This is a genomic window from Methanosarcina sp. A14 (genome assembly GCF_001729375.1).
Classification (GTDB): domain Archaea; phylum Halobacteriota; class Methanosarcinia; order Methanosarcinales; family Methanosarcinaceae; genus Methanosarcina; species Methanosarcina barkeri.
Genome location: NZ_LZPK01000363.1, coordinates 16,632 through 29,876, shown reverse-complemented (window position 1 = coordinate 29,876; position 13,245 = coordinate 16,632). Strand labels below are relative to the sequence as shown.

Sequence of the window (13,245 nt, the reverse complement as noted above, 5' to 3'; positions counted from 1 at the left end):
ATAGCAAGAAAATTATTCATGTTAAGAGGACATCTGCAGAAAGACAGTTTCACCTGCACCGGTAGGAAAATATGTTCTGGAACAAACCGGTTTGTTTTCAATGAGATCATTTTGCGGATACGTGCTAAGAAGTAATATCATACTCATAACAAACCTGTCATGATAAAACGTCTGCACGAGAGTATAAAATATTGGATTACAGAGCAACATATTGGGTTTCAGAACAATAAATTAGATTCCAGAACAACAGATTAGATTCTAGAACAAAGAAATAAGGAAATCAGGCTGGCTTTTAATAATCTGCATATAAAAGTCCCTCTAGATTTTGGAATTAAGTTAAAGATCTCATAATCCAATTGGATCTGTGACGAAAATGCATAAAATTGTTTATTTAGTTTTCAGAATTCACTTCGTTACATTCTGCTGGAGTTTTACCTTACTCAATATATTTAAATAACAAAAAGGTTAATGTACAGTGCTAACAAGTATCACGTTAACTATTGTCAGGATATTCTCCAGGAAGGTTATTGTATATGGTATTAGGAATAAATGATCCGCAAATTTGGCTTGCATATCTTGCTTGTATATTTAGTGCACTCGGATGCATGGTTTATGGAGTATTGAACTGGAAAGAGGAGAAAGAAGAACAGGTAGTAAAGAGCAGTACTCAGAAACAGGTGACTCAAGACCAGTAAACTAATGAGGGGTTTACTTTAGAGATTTCTCTAAAGAGCTCACTTCAATCAGACCTTTTTGGTAATACCTGAGAAAAAACAGTAGTCGAAACTATTCTGGAGTAATTTTTATGGCAGTCAGTACTTCAACTCTAATCCTCCTCGTCATTATTTACTTTACGTGCACTTTCTACGTTGCTCGGCTGGGGTATAAGAAAAATTCCCAGACCGATGATGGGTATATGCTTGCAGGCCGACGTGTACCCCCGGCAATTATGGCTCTCTCCTACGGAGCTGCGTTCATCAGCACTTCTGCAATTATAGGGTTCGGAGGAGTAGCCGCTTCTCTCGGAATGGGGCTTCTATGGCTTGTTTTCATGAATATCTTTTTCGGAATTTTCATCGCCTTCGTGATTTTTGGCCCAGGAACCAGGCGCATGGGGCTAAACCTTGGAGCCATTACTTACCCTGAATTAATAGGAAAACGTTTCCAATCAAGATTTATTCAAGCATTTTCCGGGCTTCTTATCGCGGTTTTCATGCCTCTTTATGCTGCAAGCGTGATTATAGGAGCAGGCCGATTTCTTGAAACCACGCTTGGGATAAACTATAATGTCGCTCTTTTGATCTTTATCGTCATCATTGCTTTTTATGTGATTAAAGGCGGACTCCTCTCAGTAATGTATGTGGATGCAATGCAGGCCACTATCATGCTGATAGGAATGACCTTTTTGCTGGTATATACCTACAGTAAATTGGGAGGAGTTGTAGAAGCCCACCAGGCCCTTACCAATATGGCAAACCTTGTGCCTCAGGCGCTTGTTGACCAGGGGCACAGGGGTTGGACTGCAATGCCAGCTTTCAATTCCTCTATCTGGTGGACAATGGTTTCCACAATCGTAATGGGAGTAGGGATAGGAGCACTTGCACAGCCACAGCTTGCAGTCAGGTTCATGACTGTAAAAGATGACCGTTCCCTGAAAAGAGCAGTTGCCGTGGGAGGTCCCTTCCTTCTTATGATGGCAGGAGTTGCATATGTTGTAGGAGCTCTTTCCAACGTATACTTTTACAGGACTACAGGAATGATCGCCACTCAGGTTGTCCCGGGTGGAAACACTGACCTTATAATTCCCGCATACCTGAATCACGCAATGCCCGCGCTGTTTGTGGCAATCTTCATGCTAAGTCTGCTTTCGGCAGCAATGTCTACCGCAGCTGCCCAGTTCCACACCATGGGTACAGCCATAGGGTACGACTTTTATCAGAACGGCCTTATGAAAGGCAAGTCAAGTTCAAGCACGGTTCATGTTACAAAAATAGGAATTGCCTTTACCATCGTAGTAGCAGTTATTCTGGCTTACGTTCTTCCTGGAAGTATTATCGCAAGAGCTACTGCCATGTTCATGGGACTGTGCACATCCGCTTTCCTTCCCCTCTACATTGGAGCGCTGTTCTGGAAACGCACAACAAAAGCCGGAGCAACTGCAAGCCTTGTTATAGGATCAATAAGCAGCCTTTTCTGGCTGGTCTTTGTCCATGCAACAGAAGCAGTGCCTCTAGGAATCTGCCAGGCAATTTTTGGAAAAGAAACTTTACTTACAGGCACCTGGCCCCTTGTAGATCCTATCATGATCGCAACTCCACTGTCCTTCCTTGTCCTGATTGTAGTAAGCCTTATGACACCCAGGTTATCTCCGGAGTTCCTCAAGAAGGCTTTCAGGCTCAGGCTTGAAGATGAAGAAGAAGCATCTGAAGCAACGTCACACAGTGCAGCGGATTCGGCAGGCGTTTAAGCCTGCATCTCCCCAATTCATTTCAGTTTCACAGTTTATTTCAGTATTGCAGTTTATTTTTTTAGTTTCACAGTTTATTTCAGTATTGCAGTTTATTTTTTAGTTTCGCAGTTTATTTCAGTTTATTTTTTAGTTTTGCTCCCTTATTTCCTGCTTATTCTAGGAAGTTCTCAATTTTCTTTTCTAACAGGTAGGGTCTGCCCTCCATGAGGCATAAGGTGAATTTTTGCGTCAGGATTTTCCGATAGCACTGCAGACAAGGCCTCCTCTACACTTACCATAGGAGTAAAGAATGCATTTCTTGTTTGCTCGTCTGAAAGTTTTGAAACCAGATAAAGCTTAAATCTTTTTGAAGTTTTTGCAATGATTGCCGTCTTGTGCCCCCCGAATTCAAAACATTTTTTGAAACGCTCAATCGCGTCGTCTGGGCTTCGACACTCTCTGTTCCAGCATTCGTAGACCTGGTTTCCTATCCCTTCGGCACATTCGGCTACAAGAATGATGGAACCTCCCGCTTTCACAGCCTGAGTTGCATTGTCAAGCGCCTTATTTGCCTGGAAGAGATTGATATCTTTAGGAAAGCCTCCGCAGGAAACAATTACCGCATCAGCAGGCTCCACAGACACTTTATACATGGAATCCACAACTTCCACGCCTTTCCTGTGAGCCTCGATAAAGTCCCCGGCAACGGCAGCAACTATCTTTTTTTTACTGTCAAGCACCACATTCAGGATAAAATCAAGGCCGAATATTTTTGCGGCTTCTTCCATGTCCTGCCTGACAGGCCCATCAACCCTTCCGGAAACAGCTTTTTCATCGATCATCATTTTATGGTTTGTAATAACTGTTTCTTTCGAGCTTACACCAGGCAGTATGGACTTTGCCCCTCCACTGTATCCTGCATAATAATGGAATTCAATGCTTCCGGTCCCTATAACAACATCGGCATCCATAATGTCTTCAAAGACCTCAATCGGGGTTCCACGGGAAGTTATGCCAATGCGTCTGCACCTGCCGGTATCATGCTGAATGCAACGAATTTTTTTGTAGACTTCTTCTCCAACCAGTTTTCGGGATTCCTCTTCAGTCTGGTTTCGATGAAGCCCGAGAGCAAAGACAATAGTAATATTTTCGTCCTTTATCCCTCCAAGGTAAAGCTCTTCAAGCAGAGAAGGAAGAAGCTTTGCAGTAGGAGTTGGCCGAGTAACGTCACTAACTATAATTGCAACCTTCGAATCAGGGTTTACAATCTCAGAAATCCTTTTGCTTTTTATGGGATTTTCAAGAGCTTTTTTAATTAAATAAGTTGGATCTTCCTTTTTTTCAGGCTCTGAAGGCAAAATAATGCTGGATACGTTTCTTTCCGGGATATCCAGCTCAAGTGCCGTGCTTCCAAAAGCTAATGATATTGTTTTTGTGTTTTCAATCATATTTGGCACTTCACTTGACCTTTTTTCTATATTTGCTTTTATAATTGTCTTCTTTTACAGCTATCATTTCATATCTGTCTTTTATAGCCGTCTTCTTATAGCCATCTACTTATAGCCATCTACTTATAGCCGTTTTCTTATAGTTGTCTTTATAGCTGTCTTTTTATTTCATTATGGGCAGAGTCCACCCGCCATTGGGCATAACATGGACTTTAGCGTCAGGGTTTTCTGAAAAAATCTTTTCAAGTGCTTCTTCGACGCTTTTTACAGGAGTAAAGAAAGTATTTCTGCTTTCAGTGTCCGGAAGTTTAGAGACAAGATAAAGTTTGAAGGTTTTTGCAGCCCTCCCAACAGTGGCAGCTTTGTGTCCCCCAAATTCAAAACATTTTCTGAATTTCTGTATCGCCTCATCGGGAGTTTTGCATTCTGTACTCCAGCGCTCATATACCTTATTCCCGATCCCTTCAGTACATTCAGCCACAAGCACTATTACTCCTCCTTTTTTTACAGCAAAAACTGCATTTTCAAGGGATTTTGTCGCCTGGAAAAGGTTAATGTCTTTTGGAAAACCTCCGCACGAGACAATTGCTGCATCCGCAGGTTCTACAGGCACCTTGTACATGGAATCAACAACTTCTACTCCTTGTCTGTGAGCTTCGATGAAATCTCCAGCAACGGCATCAACTATCTCTTTTTTGCTGTTAAGCACGACATTAAGGATAAAGTTAAGGCCCGCAATCCTTGCAGCTTCCTCTATATTTTGTCGTGCCGGACTGTCGGTTCTGCCTGAGAGAGGGTCTCCTTCAAAGAGTTTGCTATAAAAACTATGATAAGAAAGAATCGATTTTTCCGAACTGACTCCCGGAAGAACAGATTTCCCTCCTCCACTGTATCCCGCATAATAATGAAATTCCAGGGTTCCTGTGCTTATGATAACGTCGGAGTCTGCTACTTCTTCAAAGACTTCTACAGGCGTTCCGAAACTTGTCTCTCCTAGATGCCTGCACCTTTTCCTGTCATGCTGGATGCAGCGAATTTTTTTGTAGACTTCTTCTCCAACCAGTTTTCGGGATTCTTCTTCTGTCTGGTTTCGATGGAGCCCGAGGGCAAAAACAATAGTAATATTTTCATCTTTTACCCCTCCAAGATAAAGCTCATCAAGTAGAGGAGGAAGAAGTTTTGCAGTAGGAGTTGGCCGAGTAACATCACTAACTATGATTGCAACCTTTGAATCAGGGTTTACAATCTCAGAAAGCCTTCGGCTTTTAATGGGATTTTCAAGCGCTTTTTTAATAAGGGAAGCTCTGTCTTCCTTAATTTCAAACTCCGAAGGCAAAATAGCACTGGCAAGATTTCTTTCAGGAATTTCAAACTCAATTCCCGTACTTCCAAAAGCAAGTGATATTTTTTTTATGTTTGCAGTCATGTTTATGCCGATGTTTTATCTTGATATTATTTTTCTTTTTATTATTTTACAATAATAAGGGTAAACAAGTATAAAAAGAACGAGAAGGTAGTTTTAAATGAAAAGGTAATTTTCAAGGAGAGGGTAATTTTAAGGAGGAAGTAATTTTAAGGAGGTAATTTTAAGGAGGTAATTTTAAGGAAGAAGTAATTTTAAGGAAGAAGTAATTTTAACGGCAACTTAAACCTTCGTCTTTTTATCTATAGTACATTTTTATTGCTTTACAGTCAAAGTCCACCCACCATTTGGCATAACATGGATTTTAGCATCAGGATTTTCTGAAAGAACCTTCTCAAGCGCTTCATCTATGCTTTTTGTCGGTATAAAGAACGCATTTCTACTTTCCGTCTCTGGAAGTTTTGATACCAAATACAGTTTGAATTCTTTTGCAGTTCTCCCTACAATAGCAGCTTTGTGCCCACCGAACTCACAATGGTTCTTGAAACGTTTGACTGCATCTTCAGGAGCCCTGCATTCCCTGTTCCAGCACTCATAAACTTTGTTTCCTATTCCCTCGGCACATTCGGCTACAAGGATAATTGAACCTCCTTTTTTTACGGCAGAGGTAGCGTTTTCAAGTGATTTTGTTGCCTGGTAAAGATTGATATCCTTTGGAAAACCACCGCAGGAAACAACTACAGCATCCGCAGGCTCTACAGGTACTTTATACATAGCATCGACATACTCTGTCCCTTTCCTGTGGGCTCCGACTAAATCGCCTGCAACGGCATCAACTATCTCTTTTTTGCTGTCAAGTACAACATTCAGGATAAAGTCAAGGCCTGTAATCCTTGCAGCTTCCTCTATGTTCTTTCTTGCCGGACTGTCGGTTCTGCCTGAGAGAGGGTCTCCTTCAAAGAGTTTGCTATAAAAGCTATGGAATGAGAGAATGGATTTTTCCGAACTTACTCCTGGAAGGATGGACTTCCCTCCTCCTCCATATCCTGCATAATAATGAAATTCCAGCGTTCCTGTGCTTATGATAACGTCGGAGTCTACTACTTCTTCAAAAACCTCTACAGGTGTTCCGAAACTTGTCTCCCCGAGATGCTTGCACCTTTTCCTGTCGTGCTGGATACATCTTATTTTTTCAAAGATCTCTTTCCCTACAAGCTGGCAGCACTCTTCTTCAGTTTGTAAACGATGAAGTCCAAGGGCAAAAACAATAGTGATATTCTCGTTTTTTGCTCCTCCAAGATAAAGCTCTTCAAGTAGAGGAGGAAGAATTTTTGCAGTAGGAGTTGGCCGTGTAACATCGCTTACGATAATTGCAATTCTCGAATCAGGGTTTACAATCTCAGAAAGCCTTTTGCTTTTAATGGGATTTTCAAGCGCCTTTTTAATTAGGGAAGCCCCTTCTTCCTTTATTTCTAATTCCGAAGGCAAGATAATACTGGAAATGTTTTTCTCAGGGATATCAAGCTTTAAAATCCCGCTTCCAAACGCAAGTGGAATCGTTTTTACATTCGTAGTCATGATCATTCCGATGTCATAGTATTAATTATATAAAATCATATAGGTAAACAATAAAAAATTAAATTCTAAAAAGAATTCGAACCGACATCTATAGGACTTTTATATTATAATTAGTTTATGATATTGCAATGGTTTTTTATGTTATATTTTGTTTCCACTTATTTTTTCCAGAAGGTTCAATTAAATTTCCGGTAACGTTTGCAGTGTAGCATTTGCAGTGTAGCATTTGCAGTGTAGCATTTGTAGTGCAGCATTTGTAGTGCAGCATTTGCAGTGTAACATTTGCAGTGTAACATTTGCAGTGCTTCATTTCCTGCCATAATTTACATGCGATTTTAAAACTCCGCAAGAGACACTTTTATTTATATTTATTGAGCTCGTTTCAGAACCGATCTTATTTGCACATAAATAAGAGTTCAGAACTGGTTTTATAATAGGAAGATTGATTGATAATTAAAAATTAAAGTCATTACAAACCTGCATACCACTGTTAATTTATTTAAAAAAACATTCAGACGCATAAGTACCGAAAAGAATTTTTTTGGTGCTTCAGAGGAGGCAGGAAAAGGAAATTCGTTGTGGGGGAGATTAAATGGACAAAGAAAGAATTTCTTATCACGAATCCGTTCTGAATATGTATGAGCGGATAAAAAAAGACGGGATGACGAATGTCTGGGACCGTTACGAAGCCCAGGGTCTGGGAGGAAATCCAGACAAAAGATGTACTTTCTGTATGGGAGGAGTGCGCTGCGACCTGTGTTCCAACGGGCCATGCCGTTCGGATGCTGCAAAAGACAAAAGAGGAGTATGCGGAATCACTGCCGATGGTATGGCAATGCGGATGATGCTTCTCAGAAATGTGATGGGAGCTTCTACTTACCACTATCATACGGATCAGACCATCAGGACTTTGAGGGAAACTGCCAGAGGCAACACTCCTTATACAATAATGGAACCTGAAAAGTTAAGGACGTTTGCAAGCCGGCTGGGGCTCAAAACCGAAGGATCGGACTCAGAAATTGCTCTTCGCCTTTGTGAGTTTGTAGAAAAGGAGTTTAACAGACCTGCCTACGAACCAAGCCGGATTGTTGAGTTCCTTGCTCCTCCCGAAAGAAAAGAAAAGTGGAGAGCACTGGATATATTTCCAGGTGGAATCTACGGGGAGATGATGCTTTCCACAAGCTCCTGCCTGACAAATGTGGATGGGTATTATGCTAGCCTGGCCTTAAAAGCCATGCGTCTGGGAATTGCAATGGGATACCAGAGCCAGATTGTAAACGAATATTGCCAGGACATCCTTTTTGGAATTCCCAGACCCCACAATATGAGAGTAGACCTTGGCGTGCTTGATCCTGAGTACGTGAACGTGCTCCCTAATGGGCACGAACCATTTATCGGCTTTGCCATGGTCCAGCTTGCCCGAAAACCGGAATGGCAGGAAAAAGCAAAAACTGCAGGAGCAAAGGGACTGAGGGTTATTGCTAGCATTGAAACAGGGCAGGAAATGATCCAGAGATGGGAGGAAGACAATGCTTTCTACGGATTTACAGGCAACTGGATTTCCCAGGAAGCGGTGTTTGCAAGCGGAAGCGTGGATCTCTTTGCAGCAGATATGAACTGTTCTCTTCCTGTTGCTCCCCTTTATGCCGAAAAATACAATTTTAAACTCATGCCTGTAAGTGAACTCGTAGCCTTCGAAGGCATCGGGGAACGCCTGAACTATAATCCCACCGAAGCCGAAAAGCAGGCAGCACAACTTCTGGATATGGCGATTGAAAATTTCAAAAAACGAAAAAGCTCGATAGAATCCGTTTCGAAGCTCCCTATGAAAGAATCTGTGGTAGGCTTTTCAAACGAGAGCATCCTTGCAGCGCTTGGAGGCAGCTTTGCCCCTCTCCTTGATGCTATAAAAAACGGAGCAATTAAAGGAATTGTGGGGATGGTATCCTGTACTACCTTGAGGGACTACGGTCAGGATGTATACAGCGTTGCTGTGGTAAAAGAGCTTATCAAAAGAAATATCCTTGTTCTGTCTCTTGGTTGCGGGAACGGAGCTATGCAAGTGGCAGGCCTCTGTACCCCTGAAGCCAGAGAATTTGCAGGAGACAGCCTAAAAGCCGTATGCAAAGCCCTGGGCATCCCACCAGTGCTAAGCTTTGGGACCTGTACTGATACAGGCAGGCTTGCTGATCTTCTTGGAGCTATCTCCAGAGCCCTCGGAGGAGTTCCAATTCCTGACCTTCCTGTTGCTGCCGCAGCACCTGAGTATATGGAACAGAAAGCCACAATAGATGCTATCTTTGCTCTGGCCCTCGGGCTCTATACTTATGTGAACCCGGTCCCGACAGTCACAGGCGCCCCGAATCTGGTCAAACTGCTTACAGAAGACTGTCGGAAAGTTACAGGCGGGGTCATGAATGTGGAAAAAGATGCAGTAAAAGCCGTTGATGGGATAGAACAACACATTATGGAAAAGAGAAAAAATCTTGGAATCTAAGTCTGAGATCTAAGCTTGGGATCTAAGTCTGGGATCTAAGCCTGGAATCTGAAAACCAGATAATAACAGATTTCTGATAAGAAGAGATCTAATAAGAAGAGAGCCGAAAAATTCGAATTTATCTACTCTCTTTTACATTTCATATTTAAACAGGATAGATCCGAACCTGATAAATCAAAGCTTAAATCAAGGCTTAAATCAAAGATCTATAGATTCTCCGGGTTTCATGATAATGACTTTTGTATCGATTTTTGCCTCAACTGCTCTTTTAAACTCTTTAGGGTCCTGTTTTATTACGTCAAATGTGCTATAGTGCATAGGAATTACAGTTTTAGGCTGAATTAGTTCTACGGCTTTTGTAGCTTCTTTTATGCCCATTGTAAACTTGTCGCCTATGGGTAGGAGAGCCAGTTCAGGTTCATAGAGTTCACCTATGAGCTTCATGTCCCCGAAAACTCCAGTGTCTCCGGCGTGGTAGATGGAATGTCCGTTGATTTGTATAATGAAACCTGCCGGGGAACCACCATCGAAACTAAAACCTGAGGCATCAATTGAGGAGGAATGGAGCGCTTCGGTCATGGTTAGCTTTATCCCCTCTACGTTTACTGTACCGCCCTTGCCCATGCCTTCTGCAAAAACTCCTTTCGATTTTATATAGTTCGCAACCTCATGAACAGAGATTATCCGGCATCCGGTTCGTTTTCCGATTTCGATCGTATCTCCAAGGTGATCGCGGTGCCCGTGAGTTACGGCTATTATATCAGGGTTCAGTTCTTCAGGGATGCACGGAGCCAGTGGGTTCCCTGAAATAAAAGGGTCGATCAACAATTTCTTTTCAGCTTCGAACAAAAAAGCCGAATGTCCGAGCCAGGTAATCTTTACGCCAGCCATCTTTTTGCCTCAAAATCATTACTTATACAAAAATAATAATATGTAACTACGGAATTAAGTTGTCCGTAATTTAGCTATTAGTAAGTAATTTAGCTATCAGTGAGTAATTTAGCTATCAGTGAGTAATTTAGCTATTAGTAAGTAATTTAGCTATCAGTGAGTAATTTAGCTATCAGTAAGTAACTTAACTATCAAGTAATTTAGTCATCAATATTTTCGCTATCAATAATTTAATTTTCGATAATTCTTGGCTGGTCATGAAATATTAACAATAGAGAATAAAAGATAAAGCAAAGACAAAGGAAAAATAAAGAGTTGTACTGAGGATCATGTTAATATGCTTCTTCTGTCAAACGGAGTGAAAATGAAAATCGGTCTGGTAATACATGGTCCCGAAGTTATTGATTCGGGAGAGGCTAAAAGAGTTTTTGACAAGCTTTCCTGTGTGGGCAAAGTCGAGGCGAGGCTTGGCGGAACAATGGGAAAAGTAGCTATCCTGGATGCCGGACTTGAAAACATTATAAATATAAGTCAGCACCAGAAGCCAAGTGCCTGCATTGAATCGCTTTTCGAAACCTCAGACCTTGTATGTCTCCTGAACCGTGGAAAAACTATTGAAACCGGGAAGGTGTTTGGAAAAATGGTTGCTGTCCGGCTTAGAGAGCCGGAAATAAAACCTATTATCCAGATCGAAAGCCCGGAAAGTACCGATGGAATTCTGATACCTCTTAATAAAAAAGCCGGAGAATATGGAGAATATCTTGAGAAGCTTTCTGAAATCCTGAGGCTTCCTATGGAAAGTCCTTTGTCCCTTCAAAGTTCGAGAGTTCAAAATTCTGTTCTTGTAGAAAAGTGTCCGGGAACAGGCAAAATCCAGGTTATACGCAAGCTTTCAGGCGTTTTTCCCGGAGAAAATATTCTGGTAAACGGAACCGTGATTGGAAAAGCCTTTTCTTCCAAAGTAAGCATAATCTCAGAAAACGGCTTTATTGTCGCAATCGAAGGGGGAGAAATAAAAGAACATGGGCTCGAAAAACTTCATAATTATGAAAAAAGAGACCCTGTTGACCTTGCAAAAGCCTGGGTAAAAAGTGGCGACCTGAGAAGAAGCAATTTCTCTCCCCTGCAAGGCCGGAAACTAAACGTTCGCGGCCAGAATTCTGGTTTTTCTTCCAGGCCAGCCGCAGGAAGAGTCGTACTTATAGACCATGCTGCGGAAGATACTTTTGAGCTGGCTGTCGATGCTGAACTTGTAGTTACCGTGGGAGATGACACCACAACAATAGCAGGCGACATTCTCTTCAGGCTTGGAATCCCAATTTTAGGGATCACGGACGGAGATTGTGACAGGCTTGCTTGCCAAACGGCCATTTTTCCAGGTTCTATTGTGCTCAGGCTGGCAGCGGGAAATGACGATATTCTGGGTAAAAAACTGAAGCAGAAACTGCTAGGTGGAGAAAATTCTGCGGTTTTAGAGGATGTGTATGCTTTTAAAGAAGATGTGCTGAAACTTGCAGAGCCCTTGATTGAAGCTGTTTTTGAATACTGATAATAAAAGAATAAGAACTCATTGGCTGGTTCCTGATACTGATTCTAACCCGCACGAGTTGCATCTCCCTAATTGTGCCTTGGGAGTAACCTGTCCGTTTCACTTTCTTCGCGCACTCAAATGGACCAATCAAAGTTTCATTAGCTCACATCACAGCAAGTTGCGGGGTATTCGACTGAAATTAAACAGTAAATTGAAATGAAGTAGAAAGTGAAGTTTTAAAATGAACTCACTTGTGTTAATATCTTTTTTCATTTAAAAATTCATATTCTTCTTTTGAATATTTATTAATTTTAGCATTTATTTCTTCAATGCACTCGCTGATAATTATTCTTAACTTCCCCGGTTTGAACGCATTATACATTTTTTGGAATAAATTTTTTTTCGCTACTAATATCGGTGGTATATTCCCACCTATTGATACTATACCTTCTCTTCCACATGAAACGTGACTAAGAAAAGCGGTTCTAATCTTTTCAATTTTATCTGGAGTAGTTGCATTTTTTGCTAAATTTATCAGTGTTTCTATCGTTGCTTCTTCGAATGGTAAATATTCAGATACCGCAACAGCGGAATAAAAGTCTCCTCTTTCGAGTTTATGCATTATATATTCTTCTGCATATAATTTATTGGAGGAACTGTTTCGAATACCTATAACTGAATCCATTACAAAATTAATTGACTTTCCTACAAGATAATTGTCGTCTTGATTCCAAAGTAAAAGACTATCCAATAACTTATCATAATCATCTAATGAATAAATATGATTACCAATTGACTCTAATCCGTCATGTGGAATTCCTTGATATGTTGAGTAGTAGCCAATCTTTTTTTGATCAAAAATGCGAGTTTCTAAAAATGAAATTACAGTATCAATGTCGCTAAAAGAATAATCTAACAGTTCATTTGCGTACCAATCTAATTTAGAGGTACACTTTAATTTTTCAATCAAATCTCTTTTAAAACTCCTTAATAGGCCAGCATCAACTATATTTTCATATTTTTTGATATTACCAATTTGAAAAAATATATTCTGGGGTAAAACAGCGTCAAAATTTGGTTCTGTTCTGATTATCAATTGCAGATATGAAACGATAAAATTGAATTCATTTTTTGGGCCATAAATAAAATACAGAAAGTCAACAACTAATTTTCGAATATCGGAGTTTCCTTTTTCTATAAGCTGTATTATACAAGAATCTCTAAACTCAACTGGGTTAGTTCCAATAATTCTTAAAAATGTATCGATTTTTCCAATATCTACATTGGGGAGATTAGAAAATAACTCGTCATATAGTTCTTGAATGAATTTTTCATTTCCACAAGATATTGCGAAATCAATGATATTTTGGAATTTGCCTGGAACTAATTCCCACAATGATTTATTTTTTCGAATTGAGATAAATATATCTGGATTTATTCTTACCCAACAATCAATTATTAGTGATCCAACTGAATTTATTTTTATAA

General features: G+C 40.6%; 9 protein-coding genes. 4 read left to right on the top strand and 5 right to left on the bottom strand.

Annotated elements, in window-relative coordinates:
- The first annotated feature begins 533 nt into the window (after positions 1–533).
- Complete coding sequence (locus A9239_RS20985) at positions 534–695, top strand: symporter small accessory protein (protein ID WP_196297318.1); 162 nt, start codon at positions 534–536, stop codon at positions 693–695.
- A 110-nt stretch (positions 696–805) separates the two neighbouring features.
- A complete protein-coding gene (locus A9239_RS16100; RefSeq protein WP_048119076.1) occupies positions 806–2,467 on the top strand; it encodes a sodium:solute symporter in 1,662 nt (553 codons plus the stop codon).
- A 170-nt stretch (positions 2,468–2,637) separates the two neighbouring features.
- On the opposite strand, the gene larA (A9239_RS16095) is transcribed toward A9239_RS16100, so the two are convergent.
- The 3 genes from larA (A9239_RS16095) to larA (A9239_RS16085) all read right to left on the bottom strand — a co-directional run bounded on the left by larA (A9239_RS16095) (position 2,638) and on the right by larA (A9239_RS16085) (position 6,838).
- Positions 2,638–3,897, bottom strand: a complete 1,260-nt coding sequence (larA, locus tag A9239_RS16095; protein ID WP_048119074.1) for a nickel-dependent lactate racemase — start codon at positions 3,895–3,897, stop codon at positions 2,638–2,640.
- 163 nt (positions 3,898–4,060) lie between these two features.
- A complete protein-coding gene (gene larA / locus A9239_RS16090) occupies positions 4,061–5,323 on the bottom strand; it encodes a nickel-dependent lactate racemase (protein WP_048119072.1) in 1,263 nt (420 codons plus the stop codon).
- Between the two features lie 252 nt (positions 5,324–5,575).
- Positions 5,576–6,838, bottom strand: a complete 1,263-nt coding sequence (larA, locus tag A9239_RS16085; RefSeq protein ID WP_048119069.1) for a nickel-dependent lactate racemase — start codon at positions 6,836–6,838, stop codon at positions 5,576–5,578.
- Between the two features lie 592 nt (positions 6,839–7,430).
- Here larA (A9239_RS16085) and cooS point away from each other — a divergent pair.
- Positions 7,431–9,335: an anaerobic carbon-monoxide dehydrogenase catalytic subunit gene (gene cooS / locus A9239_RS16080; protein ID WP_048154973.1), complete on the top strand. Its 1,905-nt coding sequence runs from the start codon at positions 7,431–7,433 to the stop codon at positions 9,333–9,335.
- 198 nt (positions 9,336–9,533) lie between these two features.
- Here cooS and A9239_RS16075 read toward each other — a convergent pair whose 3' ends face one another.
- Positions 9,534–10,226: a metal-dependent hydrolase gene (locus tag A9239_RS16075; RefSeq protein ID WP_048154976.1), complete on the bottom strand. Its 693-nt coding sequence runs from the start codon at positions 10,224–10,226 to the stop codon at positions 9,534–9,536.
- Positions 10,227–10,590: 364 nt separating this feature from the next.
- On the opposite strand from A9239_RS16075, the gene A9239_RS16070 reads away from it, so the two are divergent.
- Entirely contained in the window at positions 10,591–11,775 is a 1,185-nt protein-coding gene (locus A9239_RS16070) for a DUF2117 family protein (protein WP_048156852.1), read from the top strand.
- A gap of 238 nt (positions 11,776–12,013) precedes the next feature.
- Here the strand turns inward: A9239_RS16070 and A9239_RS16065 are convergent, their stop codons facing one another.
- Complete coding sequence (locus tag A9239_RS16065; protein ID WP_048154978.1) at positions 12,014–13,153, bottom strand: hypothetical protein; 1,140 nt, start codon at positions 13,151–13,153, stop codon at positions 12,014–12,016.
- Positions 13,154–13,245: the final 92 nt, after the last annotated feature.

Coding starts and splice junctions, on each gene's coding strand:
- A9239_RS20985 (WP_196297318.1), top strand. CDS start 534: ATGGTATTAGGAATAAATGATCCGCAAATTTGGCTTGCATATCTTGCT.
- A9239_RS16100 (WP_048119076.1), top strand. CDS start 806: ATGGCAGTCAGTACTTCAACTCTAATCCTCCTCGTCATTATTTACTTT.
- larA (WP_048119074.1), bottom strand. CDS start 3,897: ATGATTGAAAACACAAAAACAATATCATTAGCTTTTGGAAGCACGGCA.
- larA (WP_048119072.1), bottom strand. CDS start 5,323: ATGACTGCAAACATAAAAAAAATATCACTTGCTTTTGGAAGTACGGGA.
- larA (WP_048119069.1), bottom strand. CDS start 6,838: ATGACTACGAATGTAAAAACGATTCCACTTGCGTTTGGAAGCGGGATT.
- cooS (WP_048154973.1), top strand. CDS start 7,431: ATGGACAAAGAAAGAATTTCTTATCACGAATCCGTTCTGAATATGTAT.
- A9239_RS16075 (WP_048154976.1), bottom strand. CDS start 10,226: ATGGCTGGCGTAAAGATTACCTGGCTCGGACATTCGGCTTTTTTGTTC.
- A9239_RS16070 (WP_048156852.1), top strand. CDS start 10,591: ATGAAAATCGGTCTGGTAATACATGGTCCCGAAGTTATTGATTCGGGA.